We start from the raw sequence: 17215 nt of genomic DNA on the forward strand, positions 1-17215 counted from the left end.
ACAGAGGAATGCGCTTTGCCTTCTTAAGTTAACTGTTTTTCAGCAAAGCCTCGGCCAACGAAGGAGCAAGCCGGTTGACCCACTTTAACAGCTTAACTTTACCGATGGCAACCTCCAGCCGGTCGTGGCGATAGGAGGTCCAGAACTGATCAGCCAGCACTTCAGGAGATATTTTCCCCCTACCTCTTCCCAGCGTCATATCCGTATCCACGATCGGAGGAATAACCTCGAACACCCGGATGCCCGTCCCTTCCAGTTGATAGCGGAGCGCCTTGGTAAAAAGATGCAAGCCGGCCTTCGTCCCGCAATAGACGGGTGCTGACTTCTTCGGCACGAGCCCTAACCCGGATGATACATTAATGACGGCCGCTTGCTCTTGGCGAGCGAGCAGGGGCAACAATCTCGCAGTAAGCTGCACCGGCGCGACCAGATTGACGGAGATCTCGCTCGCAATCCGGTCATATCCCCCCGCAGCGTCCATTTCCATGAAGGCGTAGTTGTACTGAATCCCTGCATTATTAACCAGCACACTCAGCCCTGGATATTCTTCATACAGCCGCTTGACAAGCCAATCTACTTCATCGTCCTGGCTTAAGTCGCATGCCATAATAGCAACCTCCGGATAGCGCGCCCTCAGCTCAATAAGCTTACTCTCATTGCGGCCTACGACAATGACTTTGTTCCCATTTTGTAGGAACCGTTCTGTCAAAGCCAGACCAATCCCCGAAGCGCCGCCTGTAATTAATGCGGTATGACCTGAAGTTCTCATAAAAAAATCCCCCCTATTCCTCACTTTAGTGTAGAACAGGATGGGGGGAACTTTCCTTAACCTAGGTTAATCTTCGGCGAATTCTACTTAATGCGACGGCCGTAATGCCAAGATAAGAGGCAATATGATATTGCGGAATCAGATGCGAGAGATGTCCGAAGCGCTGCTGGAACAGCCGGTATCGGTCTTCCGCAGAGAGCAGCAGCAGCTCCCGCTCGCGCGTTTCCTTGTTCATGAACATGTGCTCGGCGATGATTCGTCCCAGTCTCTCCCAGCAGACGTGCCGGTCGTACAACGCTTGAAGCTCTCGATAACGGAAGGCGATAAGCTCACTGTCAGCGAGCGCCTGGATCGAGAAATACGAAGGCACCTCCTGCAGCAAAGAGCTGTAGGAGGTAACGAAATCGTTCTTCGTGCAGAAGCTTTTATTAAATTCAACTCCGTCGGGCGTGGTGTAATAGAGCCGGAACAGACCCCCGACACAAAAGCCGATCGAATCCGCCTCTTCTCCCGCTTGGATGAAATGGCTGCCTTTCGCTATCGCTCGACGAGACGTCAATGCCCTGAAATATTCCCACTCCTCGGGCGGAATCTGCACTCTCTTCATCATTTCCACATAAAGGCTGTCCCATATCTTCTCCATAGATGGTAGATTTCGCCACAGCGCCTCTATTTCCTTCTGCACGCTTGCAAATGCTTCACCGGGTCCCGATACTGTTTATACCATATATTTCCTAATAAAGTAGGTCGGCGTACAGCTCCACGCATGGCAATAACTGTTAATCAGATTGCTTCCGTAAGGCGAAAATGACTTGTCTTCCGGGTTATAGAGCTCCCAGAAGCAATCTGCTCCGTCTTCCATCATACCGCCCCAGAAATAGCGCATTTGCTCGATAGCTTTATCTTTCATTCCGTTCTCCATCAAGGCTTCAATGAGATGATGATACATGTAGGGAGTTGAAAGGGAGACCGCGGTCCGATCCGCGAACAGCCGCTCCAGCAGCTTAACATTCTCCGTCTGATCCCACACTCCAGCAAGTATCATCCAGATTTGAGAGGCCCAGGATACTTGAGCATCCTCTCCGCTTACAAAGTAGCCCTTGGACGAATCCCATAGATGCTTTCTGGCTGCTTCCGCGACCGATTGAACCTGCGACTCCAGAAGCTCCGTCTCCATGGACAACTGCAGAGCTTGTGCGAGCCGTATTCCTTTTTTCAAGCTATAAAGAAGGATCGCTTGGGCCGACGCCTGTTTGTTCAGACCTTCCTGCCAATCGATAAAGCACCACCAGCTGGGGTCATCTCGAACGATATGTCGTTCATCCAGCCGGCGCAACGCGATCATCAGCTGCTCCCAAGCAACGGGCCATAACGCCCTGAGCGTCTCCATGTCCTGGGTAGCTTCGTAATAATCAGACAAAGTCGCTGTAAAAAACAGCGAGTAATCATATAAAAGCGTGTCATCCACATGAGGAGACGGCTTTTCAAATAAGCAAGCTCCTACTTGGCCTTCATTCAGAGTCATCCCTCCGAAGAGATAAAGGCCTCGTTTGACAAGATCATGATGGTGAAAGGTGTAGTAGTTCGCCAGCGCCTGAAGTCTCAGATCGCCGATCCAAAGCCTCCGATCCCGCTTTGGTCCGTCTTCAAATACGGTCTGCATACAATTCTGAAGCGTTCTGACACTGATCCTATCCATCCTCTGCAAATCCTCCGGAAGCCCCTCCGGGAGAGGCGTGAGCCGGTTCACATCGGCGGAAGTAACGGCTGTGCAATGGATATCGGAAAAGGCTACAGTATACTTGCGCGAAGTATCCAGGATGATGACCTTCATATAACGGAAGCTGTAGCGTCTTGGCAGATGTAGCTCAGCTGGGAGTACATCCACATACCTGGTTTCTTCCTGCAGCCAGGAGCTGCTCAGCCAACCGTTGTAGGCTTCGAAGGGCTCGGCAACCTCGCAAGGCATCTCGCCAAAAATGAATTTGATGCCTAGAGGCGCGTCGGGCGGACTTCCGACACTCTTGATGGAAATCGACACATAACCGACCTGATGATCTCCGAAATCAAGGATAAAGCTGTCTCCTTTGCCGAAGGTCTTCTCTTGCAGGCTGTCGAAGCCTTCCAGGACGTTTGTCTTCCAGCCTTGAAACGCCCGCTCATCTTGGATCACCTCGATCTGATGCTTCGGATAAACCTTTTCCTGATATAACGCAGGAATCAGCTGCTCCGCATAATCCACCATCTGTTGGTTGATCCTAACTTCTCCTCCGCTTACGTTCATACTCATGAGCAAAGCCCCCTTCCGTTCTTCCAGAGGATCGACACGATCATCTCTTTGTGTAGGTAAAGCAATAGTCACCCGAGCCCGCTACGATTCGCACTCCTTCTTCGGATTGAGTCGCCGAATGAATCCACGGTAAGTCTGCCAGTTCTCTTCCGCCCTCTCTCACCTCAGCCAACACCGCATCCTGCAGAACAATGTCGGCTGTCGTATTCGCCGGGATGACAGCCTCGATCTTGACCTGATCTCCGTCCTCGCTCCAGCCGGAAACAATCTGTCCATAAGGAGAGCTCAAGGAAGCCCGAGCATAGGTCAGTTCTCCTGATAAATGAGGATGAATCCGAATCTTCTTGTAAGCAGGGGAAGCTTCATCCATGCCCAGGCCGGCCACATATCGGTACATCCAATCCCCAATGGCCCCGTAAGCATAGTGATTATAAGAGTTCATATTGTCGCTCCAGAACGACCCGTCCGGCTTAATGCCGTCCCAGTGTTCCCAGATCGTGGTCGCTCCCTTGCTGATCGAGTACAGCCAAGACGGGAATGTCTCCTGCATCAGCAGCTTTACGGCTGTTTCGTGATATCCGTTTGCCGAGAGAGTCAGGCACAGGTAGGGCGTGCCCACAAACCCGGTGTCCAGGTGAAAATCATTACTTATCACCAGCTCATTCAGATCATGCGCCACCTGCTTGCGAACCTCTCCCTCCACCAAGTCAAACATGAGCGGGAGAATATTAGCCGTTTGCGTAGCATAGGCCATATGCCCGGACGGCGTAACGAATGTCTGCCGGAATGCCGTGATAATACCGGTTAATAGCTCGGTATAACGCTTAGCCTCGTCCTCTTTACCAAGCACGATAGCGGCATCGCGCAGAATTCGCGTGGACAGCGCGTAGTAGGCGGTAGCGACCAATTCCCCAGGAGTCGCACCGAAGTAGCTGCCCTCATGGGCGTCGAGCGCGAGCCAATCGCCAAAGTGAAAGCCCGTATTCCACAAATGAGGGTCATCGCCTTGCGTCCGGATGAATTCTACCCAGGACTTCATGCTCTCAAACTGCTCGGCTAGCAAACGGGCATCGCCGTAGCACAGATACATCGTCCATGGACAAACGGTAGCCGCATCTCCCCACGCGGAAGAGGTATAGGTTTCATCGCCCCACATCGTGGAGATGTAATTCTCCAGCGCATTCGGAATGACAAACGGTACGCTGCCTGTCTCCCTCTGATCCGCCTTCAGGTCTCGCAGCCACTTCGTGAAGAACGGTCCAACGTGATAATTGAAGGCGGCCGTCCTGATGAAGACCTGCGCATCCCCTGTCCAGCCGAGGCGCTCATCGCGCTGCGGGCAATCTGTAGGAACATCGAGGAAGTTGCCGCGCTGCCCCCATACGATATTTTGGTGAAGCCGATTCACCATGGGATGAGAGCATTCGAATTCGCCGACAGGCTCCATGTCGGAATGCATCACCTCAGCCATGAAGGAACCCAGCGGTATATTCGATTCCTGTCCCGGAAACCCTTCCATCTTCACATACCGGAAGCCTTGAAAGGTAAAGTGAGGCGTATAGACCTCGTTGGGCTTCCCCTTGGCGATATATTCGACCGTTTGCTTGGCCGTGCGAAGGTTTCCTGTATAGAAATTCCCCTCTTTATCCAGCACCTCCGCATGCTGCAGACGAATCCTCGTGCCCTCGGGCACATTTAATTTGATTCGCATGCGCCCGACCAGATTTTGTCCCATATCCAGCACGGTCTCCCCGGCAGGCGTGCGAAGCAAGCCGAGCGGCCTCAGGGTCTGAGTCACCCTTGTCGGCGAATTTTCCTGCGCCACCAGCTGAGACACAGGAAGCTCCACCCGTTCGGTACCGAACCACGACGAATCGTCGAAGCCGGCTTCGCTCCAGCCCTGCTGCTCAAGGCGCGCGTCATAAATCTCGCCAGCGTAAAATTCCGATAGCAGAATCGGACCGGTCGAGGCTTTCCACGTCGGGTCGGAGCCGATCCACTCTTCCGTACCATCGGCGTATCGAATATGCAGCTGAAGCAATACGGCACGCCGGTCTCCGTAAATATTTCTTTTATTCAGCCAGGTCAGCTCGCCTTTGTACCACCCGTCCCCTACCAGAACCCCCATGCCATTGGCGCCGCTTTGAAGCTGAGAGGTGACGTCATAGGTTTGATACTGGTGCCTATGGGTATAGCTGGTCCATCCGGGCGCGAGCAGTTCGTCACTGACGCGGCTGCCGTTCAAATAAATCTCATATACTCCCGCCGCCGTTGCGTAGATGCGTGCCGACCGAATAGGCTTCCCCGCCTCGAAGGACTTGCGCAGCATAAAGACAGGCTTGGCGTGCGGGTCCAGGCTCGCCGAATCGGGCGTAATCCATTGGGCTATCCATTCCTCCGGGGCCAATAATGCTGTCTCCCACCAAGCCGGCTCGCTCCACTCGCTCTCCCGGCCGAAGGTATCCCAAACCTTCACCCGATAATAATAGCGTGTTAAGGATGAAGGCTCCGGCCCGCCATACTCCACCTGAATGGACTGATCCGACTGAACCCGGCCGCTATCCCAAACGGGTGAGCGAAAGTCCCCCTCAGGCCCTGCCGCCTGAATCTGATAGCTTTCTTGACAGGTCGCTCTCTGGTCAGAGCTGATTCTCCATCCGAATCTCGGTCTTCTAACGTCCGTACCAAGCCATAGCTTGCGGTATTCACAGGTTAACCCCTCTACTTGTAGGCCCGTCATTGTTTCTCCCCCCAGATGGTCTGCTAGTATCCTCTTTATTGTAGCTTCATAACAAGTGCAATTTCTTTAGTGTTTGGGGTGCATTATCTTTGGGTCAACAAAAGTTGCCAGGATGAATTCCGAGCCTAACTATGGTATACTTTCTTTAGATTTTCTGCATTTTCAGGAGGACATCTATGATTTTCCGAAACATCAGGACCAAGCTTTTCATTGTATTTTTGGCCATTTCCGTCATCCCTGTCGTGATTGTCACACTCAGCTCCTATAGCAGCTATACGAGCCTTGTCAACAACCAAATATCCCTTGTATCCTCCAATACGATCAGCAACTCGATTGAAAAAATAGATAACATCTATCAAAATATTGACCGAATTACGTTAACCTTTCAGCAGTTTTCCACCCAAGCCGGGTCGACGACGGTTGCAGACCAGTTGAACCAACTCATTCAAAAACAAGACGTGGACATGTACGACTTATTTCTGGCCAGAAACAACATGCTGTTCTTTTTCAACAATCTGATCCTTAGCAACAGCTACCTGAACGGCATCTATATTTTTCTGCCGGATGGCAACTCAATCAGCTACGGTATGGGAACCGACCTTAGGGTAGACTACAAGCCTTTTGAGGATGAATGGTATCAGAAAACACTTCAGCGCAATGGCGGGTTGTATGTCAGCGACGCCGATATCAAGCCCTTTATCATTAACGCGAAGCCTTCCATCACGTTTTCGAGAGCGCTCTATGACACGAATACTCGCAAGCTGCTCGGCGTCTTGATGCTGGATTGCGGCCTGGACATCTTCAATGGGCTGGATCGGGATATCGTTCCGAACATGACGAATATGTATATTGTGAATGGAAAAGGGAAAATCCTGTACGATAACCTCAAGAACCAGATCGGAAGCCAACTGCCCGATTCTCTGCTCCAGATGATCCATAGCAGCCCCAATGAGACCCTAGAAGATCTGCAGAACGGGGTCCTTACGGTCGTTAAGCCGTTCCCGGACAATGATTGGCGTATTGTGGCCTCGATCTCGATCAACGAGCTATATAAGCAGTATGGGGTTTCGGAGAAGCTGATTATTTACATTTCGTCCGTATGTGCGGCGATCTTTATCCTGTTGTCCGTCTTTTTATCCGGCCTCATTACAAAGCCGATTATTGAATTAAGCAGGATCATGCGTAAAAATAAGTCTCAACATCTGGTAACCACGAAAAAGCAGCTGGAGCGGCAGGATGAAATCGGGATTTTGTACACCGAGTATAATAATATGATCCGCGATATCGACGATTATATTAAAGAGAGCTATCAAAACAAGCTGATAACGCTGGACTCGCAAATGAAAGCGCTGGAGGCCCAAATCAATTCGCACTTTTTGTATAATACGTTAGAATCCATTAACAGCATTGCCGAAATTGAAGAAGTGGAAAGCATTGCGATCATGACAAAGGCGCTCGGCGATATGTTCAGGTACAGCATCAAAACCGAAAGTGAGCTTGTAGCCCTGGAGGAAGAGATGAATCACGTGACTAACTTCTTGACTATTCAGAAAATCCGGTATGAGGACAAGCTTCAGTTCCGGTATGAAATTGATGAAGGATTAGCACGGATGCGCATACTGAAGCTTATTCTTCAGCCGATCATTGAGAATGCCATTTACCATGGTCTTGAGAGAAGCAGCAAGAAAGGCCTCATTACGATCAAGGGGTATGAGTCCAGCGGCAACATCTTGTTCGAAATTACAGATAACGGCATCGGCATGAGTCCGGATCAGCTTGAGGACATTCAAAGCGCGCTGCGGGAGCCGCCGGTTTTCAATGAACTGGGACAAAGAAATAAGCGAAGCATCGGACTGAAAAATGTCCATTCCCGAATAGCTTTGTATTATGGAGAAGAATACGGATTAACTCTGGATAGCCAAAGTGAGGTAGGGACCACGATCCGAATCTGCGTTCCTAAATTGATATAGAGGTGTGCTATGTATAGATTTATCATTGTGGATGACGAAGCGCTGATTAGACGAGGGATGCTCAAAAAAATTCAAACCTCTCCGCTCAAAGACAAGCTTCAGTTTGTTGGCGAAGCGGACAATGGACGGGATGGGCTTGAGCTGATCCATAAGGTCGATCCCGATATTATATTAACGGATATGCGAATGCCCGAAATGGATGGGAAATCCTTCTTACGTCTGCTTCAGAATGATTATCCGGATAAAAAGGTCATTGTCATCAGCGGCTATTCGGATTTCGAATATATGAAGGAAGCGATCTCAGCCAAGGTTGTGGGCTACTTGCTCAAGCCGTTCAACCGGGAAGAAATTCACGATACGTTGGAGAAAGCGATCCATCTCATCGAAGCGGAGCGGTCCGTCCAGCAAAAGCTGGAAAACACGGAGCTGGAAATGGAAGAAATCAGCTATAGCGCCGACCTTCAAGCCTTGTATAATTTGTTCCTGGGCAATCATCATAAAGAAAAAGCCCTTAGCCTGCGGTCGGGCAAGCTGAAGTTATTGGCACAGGCCGAACGTTTTATCTTATTGACGATCTACTCAACGGCTGCCCTGGAGCCCGTGCCTAGGCTTCCGGAAAATTGTATATTTATTCCGCATTTGCAGAACGTCCATATGGGATTCCTTGTATTATTCCTTGCTGACGATGGCGCAGATCTCCATCGTGCGGGTGTCCAAACGGCTGAGCTCATCAGCCGTCAACTGGACAAGCAGCTTGCCGGGGACGCCGTCATCGGCGTTAGCAGAGTCAAGGCCTCTCTCATGCAGCTAGAAGAAGCCTACCAGGAAACCATCATCGCCCTCGATGGCCGCAGCATAGCCGTCAGTCACAAGATCAATACTTACAAGGGGGAGAAACTGGAGCCGGAGTCTGCAATCCTACCTTGGAAGCATATGGACGAGCTCTTGTTTTTCTTAGAATCCGGCCATGTTTCCAAGGTAACGGAGCTCACTTCGGAGCTCTTTGACTATTTCAACACCATCCCTACAGCTACGGTATGGGAGATCAAAAACACGTGCCGGGGTCTGATCCAGCAAGTAAAAAACATGCTGCAAAGCCATTTTGAAGCACTGGGAGAACACTCCTCATCCTCCAGCTTCGATGACGTTTTGTCGGGCTCCTATGACGTAGAGACGATCAAGGCTTACTTGCTTCAGGTATTGCCGGGCATCGGCGAAATGCTCAGTGAGCAAGGCGTCTATCGTTCAGGCTCGCTCATCGATAATATTAAATTATACATTCAGAAGCATTATCATAAAGAGCTGACGTTGGATAAAATCTCCTCTCTGTTCTTTATTAATCCGAGCTACTGCAGCTATTTGTTCAAGGAGAAAACAGGCATCAATTTTATTGATTTCGTCAACAAGGTTCGAATCGATCAGGCAAAAACACTTCTTCAAACGACGGATGAAAAGGTATATAAGATTGCAAAATCGCTTGGATACGAGAATACGAAATATTTCTTCCGGGTTTTCAAGAAAGCAACGGGCTTCACGCCTGAGGAATACAGAACAACCTCGGTAAGCCGATTGAATACAAAATAACAGGCCGTTGATGACGGCCTGTTTCTTGTTTTCCTATCAAACCCCTCTTAGCCCTTCACCGAGCCCACGGTCATCCCGCCAATAAAAAACTTCTGAAGAAAAGCGAAGATAACGAGCAGGGGAAGCGCGCACAGGAAGCATGCAGCAAAGAGAACGTTCCATGCCGTAGGATTCGTCTGGTCGCCCATGAACCCTAGCATCGCCAGAGGCAGTGGAGAATGTGCAGCTTTGGAAATGAAAATCATGTTAAAAAAGTAATCGTTCCAAATCCATACGCCCTGTGTAATGATTACGGATGTCGTCACAGGCAGCAGAAGCGGAAATACAATTTGCCAAAATCGGCGGAATAACCCCGCTCCATCGATCAGCGCCGACTCCTCCACCTCGATCGGGATGCTGCTTTTAATGAAGCCGGTATATAGGAAAGAGGCAAACGGGATACTACAAGTGATAAACATGAGAATCGGCGTGTAGGGAGAGTTTGGAATATGAAGCCCCTTCAGCGTTTGGACGATGGGTATGATCACCATTTGACTTGGAACGACCAATCCGGATAAAAAGAAAATGTACAGAAATTTGCTAAACCGGTTGTTAATCCGCGCGATCGGATAAGCGGCCATCGCCGTGAAGACGACAATGACGATGACGGAAGTGACGGTCAGGACCAAGCTATTAGTAAGCGCCTGTGTGAATTGCATTTTCGTAAAGGCGGCTTTATAGCTTTCCAAGGTAAATTCAGAAAACATCTTCAGTGGGTTCGACATATTGCTTATCGAACGAAAGGAACTGGATAAAGCAATGAGAAGAGGCAGCAGGTTAAGCAGAAGGATCAAGGAAATACCGGCATGAATCAGGGTCTTCTTGGTCAATGTTGCGGCACTCATGCCGACACCTCCCTTTTATTCAGTTTAAGTACAAAAAACGTCGTAATCACAATGATCATAGCAAACGCAATGACCGCAAGCGCCGACCCTTTCCCGAATTGCTGCTCCTTGAACGCGATGCGGAATATATCTACCAGCAGCGTGCTTGTTGCCCGTCCCGGGCCGCCATTGGTCATAATAAACGGATAGTCGAAGGCTTTGAGTCCGTTAATCACGCTGAGCGTTACATTAATCGTGATGGCAGTTGCAAGCATGGGAATTTTGATAAACCGTGTAACCTGCCAAGTGCTGGCGCCATCGATTTTCCCTGCCTCGATCATGTCCACAGGCACCGTCTGCAAGCCTGCCAGGAAAATAATCGTGCTCGTCCCGATATGCTTCCAAACTTCTACCGTGGATATGGCGTACAACGCTGTATTATAGCTTCCGAGCAGATTCAGATCCTCGCCATTGAAGCCGAACCAGCTCATGGCCGTGGCGAGCAGTCCGCTATCGGGCATATAGACGTAACTCCAGATAAAGCCGACAACAATGGCGCTAAACAAAGTAGGAATATAGGCTGCTGTACGATAAAGGCCGGTGGCTCGAATTTTCATGTTTAAGAGGAAAGCTAGACCTAAGGCGATCAGATTGCAAAAGACAACATAAACCAGCGTGTAGATCAAGGTATTGGCAATAGAGGAGCCTACAATATCTTCCTTCAACAGTTGAGTGTAGTTGTCAAAACCGATATAGTTGAAATTTTGCACAAAGCCGTTATAATCCGATACACTGTATTGAAATAGCTTCAGTATGGGGAAAATCCAGAATACGACATACATTAGTAAGGCCGGCAGCACGAACAGATACATCGTTCTTTTCATTACCGCTGAGTTCATGGGTGTACTTTCCTTTCCTGCATCTAATTAAAGGAGGGGACAGAGCCTTCCGTCCCCCTGTAACCTGCATCCCTTATGGCTTCCAAAGCTCGTTAAATTTATCCTGCATCGCCTTCGTTACATCCTCCGGCGTGGTGTTTCTGCCGCCGATGCTTTCAGCAAATTTAGTCATTAAGGCCGTATCCACGCCGCTTGGCCACATTTGGTTCGCAAAATAAATGGAATTTCCGTCCTTTTGATATTGTTCGTAGGCCGGTTTGATCAACTCTATGTCAAGCGGCACCCCATTGAACGAGCTGATCGAAGGATTTAATTTGACCCATTCCTGGAACAGATCGGATTTGTCGTCAAACCAATAGTTTAATACCTGCTTCACCGCATCGGTATTTTTGGATTTTGCGTTCACCGCCCAGCCTGCCGCCGTAGCAACCGCCTGCCAAGTCGGTTTTCCCTTCTCGTTGCCCGGAAGCGGGAAGAAGCCGCGCTCAAAGTCTACTGCGCCCTTAGCCGTCAGCGTCGGGTAATCCCATGTACCGTCAAATACCATCGCAGCCTTGCCATCGTTGAACATTTGCGTAGCCTGCGGACCGCCGAGTCCTAACGTGTTTTTCGCAATATAGCCTTTGGTATAGAGCTCCTTATACATGGAGATGGCTTTGACCCATCTGGGATCCGTCAATTTTTGAGTTCCCGCCTGGAGCTTTGTATCAAAATCCTTCTCTTCCGAATAAACCGTATTGGCCGCAATCTGATAGACGCCGAATTGAATCCACCATGGATCTTTATCGCCCATCACGATCGGGGTAATCCCGGCATCCTTTAGCTTTTGACAAGCTTCGAGGAAGGAGTCCCAATCCTTAGGAAGGTCGGCAATCCCCGCTTTGGCAAACAAATCCTTATTGTAATAAGTACCGAGCATATCGATCCCTTTTGCTATTCCGTACACTTTTCCCTGGCTGGACATATCTTCCTTGGCCCCGGGATTGATGTTATTCATGAAAGGCAGATCCGACAAGTCCTCCAGATAACCCGCCTTCGCAAGATCGACAACGCTGGCTGCGTTTGCCATTCTCGGCCAAACTCGGAAAATATCCGGGCCTTCGCCGGCAGCGAGTTTAGTTTTGATGGATGTTGTATATTGGTCATCCGGCAGCTTTTGAACCTCCAGCTTAATGTTCGGGAATTTTTGATTGACGAGCTTCGGCAATACATCCAGTTCAAAGTCCTGGCCATTAGCCGCTTTGTTGCCGGACACAATCATCGTTAAGGTTACATTCTGTCCGTTGGCATTGGAAGCTGCGCCACCACCGGTACCCGCATTTTCGGTTGAACCCGCACTACCGCATGCGCTGAGCAGGACCAGACAAGATGTTGCTGCTGCGACAGTTGTAAAAACCGTTTTCATTTTTTTCAATTCGACCAACCCCCACATCCGAGTTTTCTTTTCCTGTTGTTTTTTACATGGCCATCGACGTTCCTGTGCACATTTCTATCATAACCTGTTCATGGGTATATTTGCTTTAGTAATCAGAGTGCACTATTTTTAGGTCAAGAAGGACTTTCAGCAGAGTCTTCAGCTCCAGGTTCAACGACAGAGCAAGTTTCTATAGTTTGATTCAAAATCAAAGGAGCTATTCTCGGGTCATTTATGACCTTGAGGTAGCTCCTTCTTGAGTGCTAGGCTATGCTACTACGCTCGGGTTTATCAGCATGTTGGTGGCGTCTAGCAATGCTTGAAATATATCTTGATCATGTAACACTAAGGTGATATTATGGGTAGTATAGGTTACATTATTGAGGAGGAGATTCATTTGGCATCGGAAATCACACAGTTGGAAAAGAACAGGACAACATTCATTCAAAGAAGCCTGATTGGTTTTGCCATATGGCAGCTGACCTATTTGATCCGGTATTTACATCTAGACACCGGCAAATTAATCACAGGCTTCACTGCCATTATTTCTGTTATTGGCGGGATTGTCTGGGCGTATTACCTCATGAGAATTGTCCTGTTATCATTTCTCATGCAAAAGAAGCGCCCATTGGCCATTTCATTAAATAATGAGTATGTTCAAATGATTCGGCTTAAGAGCTTTACGATCGGCTTTTGGGTTATTCTGGGGCTGGTTGGGATTCTATTTGCGCTCAGCTTGTTTGTTACATTAAATATCCAGCTTGTTTTACACCTGCTGCTCGTCATTGCCGTCATTTCTCCCCTAGTCAGTTACTTGATCCTTGAGAAAGATGAGGTTCTCGACGATGAGTGAAGATGTGCTGGAAAATACTATAAAGGTGCAACGAGCCAAGATGAATTTGACGCAAGAACAGTTAGCAGAATTGATTGGTGTTACCAGAAAGACAATCAACACGATTGAAAATGGCAAGTTCATACCGAGTACAGTGTTAGCCATTAAGATGGCAAGAGTTTTTGGTCTTCCCGTCGAGGAACTGTTTATTCTGAAATAAAGTCGGACTGGAAGCCTTTGAGGGGGCACCGAGGAACGCTCCGTCAGCAGCATCCCGACCTGATGCCGATATGCGCATGCTGGCAGCCGAAAATGCCGAATGTTCGTGTGCGCATAGATCCGCCTCCCCTCTTCATGTCTAGTCAGGTGCTTCGGGGCTTGGCTCGCTGCACCTTGCCCGCGTATTCGCTTGGCGTCATCCCTGTGTAGCTCTTGAAGCATTTTAAGAAATAGCTTTTATTGTCATACCCCAGCTGCTCGGCAAGCTCTTCTACGGTGCAGTCCGTCCTATCGATTAGCTCCTTGGCCTTCTCCATCTTCGTACGAGTGGCGAATTCGACGAAATTCTCGCCGGTCTCCCGCTTGAACAGCCTGCTGAAATAGCTGGGGTTCAGGTGGAGAAATTCCGCTACCTCCTCCTGGGTTACCCGGCGGTTTAGGGCGCGAAGCACATACCTCTGCGCTTCCGCAATATCCCTGCGCTGCGGCTGCTTATAGATGTGCTCCATCACCGGAAACGATCGATGCAGCAGCGTACTCACCATTTCCCGGAGCTGCCCTACCGTCTCCGCCTCAAGAATCGTTTGATGAAGAACCTCCATGGAATAATCCGTCTCAAAATTTTGCAGCGACTTGAACTTCAGCTGCAAGTCGAGCATCATCTGCAGGAACCATTCCTTCACAATGCCAGGCGGATATCTGTCCGCTGTGATCATCTCCGTCCAGTACCGGGTGACCGGTTCCACGCGCTCCCCTGCCTGATCCAGCACCACCTGCTTTAGCTGCTCCTGCGCAGAAGCATAGTGAGCGAACAGATCGGCTGCCGAATAGGGGAGGGGGCGGAATTTCGTAAGCACGCCATGCCCTGTATAGAACCTGGCATCCTCCGCCCCCTCCATGAGCTCGATGATTCGGCCCCGGAGGGACCGGACGTCCTGTCCCTGCTCTCCGATCAGGAAGGTGGTACCTACCCGGAGATACCTAAGCAGCGACTTCTGAATATTCCGCAGTGTCTCTTCCACCTCGGCTATACCGCTGGGGTGAAGCTTGCCGGGGACTATAGGAAACAGCAGCAGCAAACGATCGGGCGACGGGCGGAAAATCACGGAGGCCGACGGGCCGCCAGTCAGCTCTGTTGCCAAGTTTTCTACGGCGAACATCAGGTTATCCTCCGAGACAAATCGCTTCTGCGTCTCCTTGAACCGATCGATGAACCCCACGACGGGCAGATAAGCATACGTATCCAAGTGAATCCCAAGCTCGGCTGCCTGCTCGGTCAGCTGCTCCGTAAAAATCAAGGGATGGTACAGCAGCGTACGGAGAAGCCGGGTCATGATCGCTGACCCGCTCCACTTGGTAAGCTTTTGCAGCTGCTCTACCTTATGTTTCTCGGTACGCACTTCCTTCAGCTGCTCCGAAAGGCTTCGAAGCATTTTCACGATATGCTCGGCCTCCATGGTCTCTTTCAGCAGGTAATCATCCACCTGCAGCTTGATTGCCTGTTGAGCATAAGAAAAGTCATTGTGACAGGAGAGGATGGCTACCTTAAGCTGAGGACAGAACTCTCTCATCTTCTCTATGAGCTCCAGTCCGTTCATATGCGGCATGCCGATGTCCGTAATCAAGATATCGGGAGGTGATGCCTTGGCCGCTTCCATCGCCCGCATCCCGTTCTGATATACGCCCTGTACCTTCATGTCGAGCGACGCCCAGGGCACCGCCTGACGCAAAAATTCAAGCACCGGAAAATCGTCGTCCACCAGCATGATGTTAAGCATGTCTCTCCCCCCCTTTTAACGGAATGTGCAGCGTAATGGAAGTTCCTTCTCCCACATGGCTCTCAATTCGGTAATGAAAGGTTTCCCCATAGATCAATCTTAGCCGCTCCAGGACGTTGTTTAAGCCGATGCCGGAGAGGGTTTCCTTGCTTTTCTCCCCCTCCTGCTCCCCAAGCTTGCGCTCGAGCTGCATTAGCTCCTCCTCATCCATCCCGCGCCCCGTATCGCTAACCTCGATGACCAGCAGGTCTCTCTTCCCCCATGCTGTGATGGACACGGTTCCCGGCGCATCCCGAAACCCGTGAATGATGGAATTTTCGAGCACCGGCTGCAGGATAAACCTCGGAATTTCGGTAAGAGCCACACTCGAGGCGATCTCAGTCCGGAGTGCGAGGGGCTCGCTGAGCCGAAAGTTCATCAGGTGAAAATAATGGACGACCGTCTCCACTTCCTCGTGCAAGGGTACAAATTCATTATTGCGATTGATCGTCATTCGAAGCAAGGACGACAGGGAGCTGATCAGTCCGGCGTTCTCGTCATCCCCTTTGAGCTTGATCCTCATTCGGATCGAATTCAAGACGTTGAACAAGAAATGAGGATTAATCTGGGCCTGCAGCATCGCAAGCTCCGCTTTACGCTTGCGGGTCTGCTCCCAGGTAACCTGATGCAGCATCTCCTCGATGCGATCCAGCATCCGGTCGAAGGACTGGCCGAGCCGGCTGATCTCGTCGCCGCCTCGAATTCCCGTCCGAATCTGTAGGTTGCCGTCCTCTACCCGTGACACAACTCTCCCCAGCCGATAAATGGGCTTCGTGAATTGACGAACGAGGGTCACCAGGATGAGCAGAAACAGCACGAAAAAAAACGCTTGGAGGAAATAATTGGTTCCCTGCACGGCGTTGATCTGGGAAACCGCCTCACGGTAAGGCACCATACTGACCAGCCGCCAGTCGGAATAGGGCAGCTTGCGATGCAAGAGCAGATAGTCTTCCTTATCTACGGTGATCAAGCTTGAGCCTTCCTCGCCGTGGAGCTCCCCGTTATGAGTAAAGCGCTTCCCAATCTTCTGCGAATCGGCATGCGATAGGATCATCCCACTGGAGTCAAGCAGCATATGCTCCTGATTCAGCGACTGATTCACAAAAATGTTGCTGATCTCCTCCTCGCTCAGGCTGACGATCAGGTATCCGAAGGGCTCGGATGAGAAGCTCTTCATCGTCTTGGCGATGGTGATGAAGTATTGACCCTTTTCCCGGTCCTTGGCCAGATACGAAGGATGCGTACCAATCCAATACGTAGCGAAGGAAGGCAGCTGAGTCAGTCTGGCAAACCACGGCTCCTGGAAGAACCCTGCGGGATTATATTCCAGGTGAGAATAGTTGGTGAAACTGATGCCATCTGCGAGAAGAATCGTAATATGCGTCTTCCCGTCAGGAAAGGTGATATTCTCGAGCTTCTCCGTTATGTTCTTGGCACTGAGGAAATGCTCCACAAAGCGATCCTCGCCTCCAAGCCGGGTTTCATTCCAGCGCTGGGTAATGGCCGATTGGATCTCGCTGTCGAACTGAACATAGTTGGACACATACAGCATCTGATTGACCGTATTGATGATGTATCGCCCCATGACCTCTTGAGTGCCTAATGCGTTATCCGTGGCATGGCGCTGAATGATCGCCTCGGCGTTCCGATTGGTGATGCTTAAGGTGATGGCTGCCGGCAGCAGCAGGCAAACGACGGAGGAGATAATCAGCTTCTGCCGCAGGGATAATTGTCTCAGGATGGTTGTGAGCTTCATCGTCTATCCCTCGCTGTCGTCATGATATAAGCGGGGAGCAGCAGCCTGCTCCCCTCACTTAT

The 17215-nt window shown here is 50.2% G+C and carries 13 protein-coding genes; 4 read left to right on the forward strand and 9 right to left on the reverse strand.

The window, feature by feature from the left end; genetic code table 11:
* Positions 1 to 28 precede the first annotated feature (28 nt).
* The 4 genes from GSF01_RS02735 to GSF01_RS02750 form a co-directional block, all read right to left on the reverse strand.
* Entirely contained in the window at positions 29 to 769 is a 741-nt protein-coding gene (locus tag GSF01_RS02735; protein ID WP_159881488.1) for an SDR family oxidoreductase, read from the reverse strand.
* Between the two features lie 61 nt (positions 770 to 830).
* Entirely contained in the window at positions 831 to 1412 is a 582-nt protein-coding gene (locus tag GSF01_RS02740) for a Crp/Fnr family transcriptional regulator (RefSeq protein ID WP_159881489.1), read from the reverse strand.
* 75 nt (positions 1413 to 1487) lie between these two features.
* Complete coding sequence (locus tag GSF01_RS02745) at positions 1488 to 3059, reverse strand: alpha-L-rhamnosidase-related protein (protein WP_159881490.1); 1572 nt, start codon at positions 3057 to 3059, stop codon at positions 1488 to 1490.
* 40 nt (positions 3060 to 3099) lie between these two features.
* Positions 3100 to 5799: an alpha-L-rhamnosidase gene (locus tag GSF01_RS02750; protein ID WP_159881491.1), complete on the reverse strand. Its 2700-nt coding sequence runs from the start codon at positions 5797 to 5799 to the stop codon at positions 3100 to 3102.
* Positions 5800 to 5975: 176 nt separating this feature from the next.
* Between GSF01_RS02750 and GSF01_RS02755 the strand changes: the two genes are divergently transcribed.
* Together GSF01_RS02755 and GSF01_RS02760 are read left to right on the forward strand one after the other, a co-directional pair.
* Positions 5976 to 7769 carry a sensor histidine kinase gene (locus tag GSF01_RS02755; RefSeq protein ID WP_159881492.1) on the forward strand — a complete coding sequence of 598 codons (1794 nt, stop codon included), beginning with the start codon at positions 5976 to 5978 and terminating at the stop codon, positions 7767 to 7769.
* A gap of 9 nt (positions 7770 to 7778) precedes the next feature.
* Entirely contained in the window at positions 7779 to 9353 is a 1575-nt protein-coding gene (locus GSF01_RS02760) for a response regulator (RefSeq protein ID WP_159881493.1), read from the forward strand.
* A gap of 47 nt (positions 9354 to 9400) precedes the next feature.
* Here GSF01_RS02760 and GSF01_RS02765 read toward each other — a convergent pair whose 3' ends face one another.
* The 3 genes from GSF01_RS02765 to GSF01_RS02775 all read right to left on the reverse strand — a co-directional run bounded on the left by GSF01_RS02765 (position 9401) and on the right by GSF01_RS02775 (position 12520).
* Positions 9401 to 10237 (reverse strand): carbohydrate ABC transporter permease, encoded by an 837-nt coding sequence (locus GSF01_RS02765; protein ID WP_159881494.1) that lies wholly within the window; start codon positions 10235 to 10237, stop codon positions 9401 to 9403.
* The gene (locus GSF01_RS02770) at positions 10234 to 11115 is read right to left on the reverse strand and encodes a carbohydrate ABC transporter permease (protein ID WP_159881495.1); all 882 of its coding nucleotides are present in this window, start codon (positions 11113 to 11115) and stop codon (positions 10234 to 10236) included. The genes GSF01_RS02765 and GSF01_RS02770 overlap by 4 nt, the downstream gene beginning before the upstream one ends.
* 73 nt (positions 11116 to 11188) lie before the next feature.
* Positions 11189 to 12520 (reverse strand): ABC transporter substrate-binding protein, encoded by a 1332-nt coding sequence (locus tag GSF01_RS02775; protein ID WP_159881626.1) that lies wholly within the window; start codon positions 12518 to 12520, stop codon positions 11189 to 11191.
* A gap of 406 nt (positions 12521 to 12926) precedes the next feature.
* Between GSF01_RS02775 and GSF01_RS02780 the strand changes: the two genes are divergently transcribed.
* Together GSF01_RS02780 and GSF01_RS02785 are read left to right on the forward strand one after the other, a co-directional pair.
* Positions 12927 to 13382, forward strand: a complete 456-nt coding sequence (locus tag GSF01_RS02780; RefSeq protein ID WP_159881496.1) for a hypothetical protein — start codon at positions 12927 to 12929, stop codon at positions 13380 to 13382.
* Positions 13375 to 13581, forward strand: a complete 207-nt coding sequence (locus GSF01_RS02785; RefSeq protein WP_159881497.1) for a helix-turn-helix transcriptional regulator — start codon at positions 13375 to 13377, stop codon at positions 13579 to 13581. Before GSF01_RS02780 ends, GSF01_RS02785 begins: the two co-directional genes overlap by 8 nt.
* Positions 13582 to 13723: 142 nt before the next feature.
* Here the strand turns inward: GSF01_RS02785 and GSF01_RS02790 are convergent, their stop codons facing one another.
* Positions 13724 to 15358, reverse strand: a complete 1635-nt coding sequence (locus tag GSF01_RS02790) for a response regulator transcription factor (protein ID WP_159881498.1) — start codon at positions 15356 to 15358, stop codon at positions 13724 to 13726.
* Positions 15351 to 17153, reverse strand: coding sequence for a cache domain-containing sensor histidine kinase (locus GSF01_RS02795; RefSeq protein ID WP_159881499.1), 1803 nt, complete (start codon positions 17151 to 17153; stop codon positions 15351 to 15353). The genes GSF01_RS02790 and GSF01_RS02795 overlap by 8 nt, the downstream gene beginning before the upstream one ends.
* Positions 17154 to 17215: the final 62 nt, after the last annotated feature.

It is taken from the genome of Paenibacillus puerhi, from assembly GCF_009846885.1.
Classification (GTDB): Bacteria; Bacillota; Bacilli; order Paenibacillales; family NBRC-103111; genus Paenibacillus_G; species Paenibacillus_G puerhi.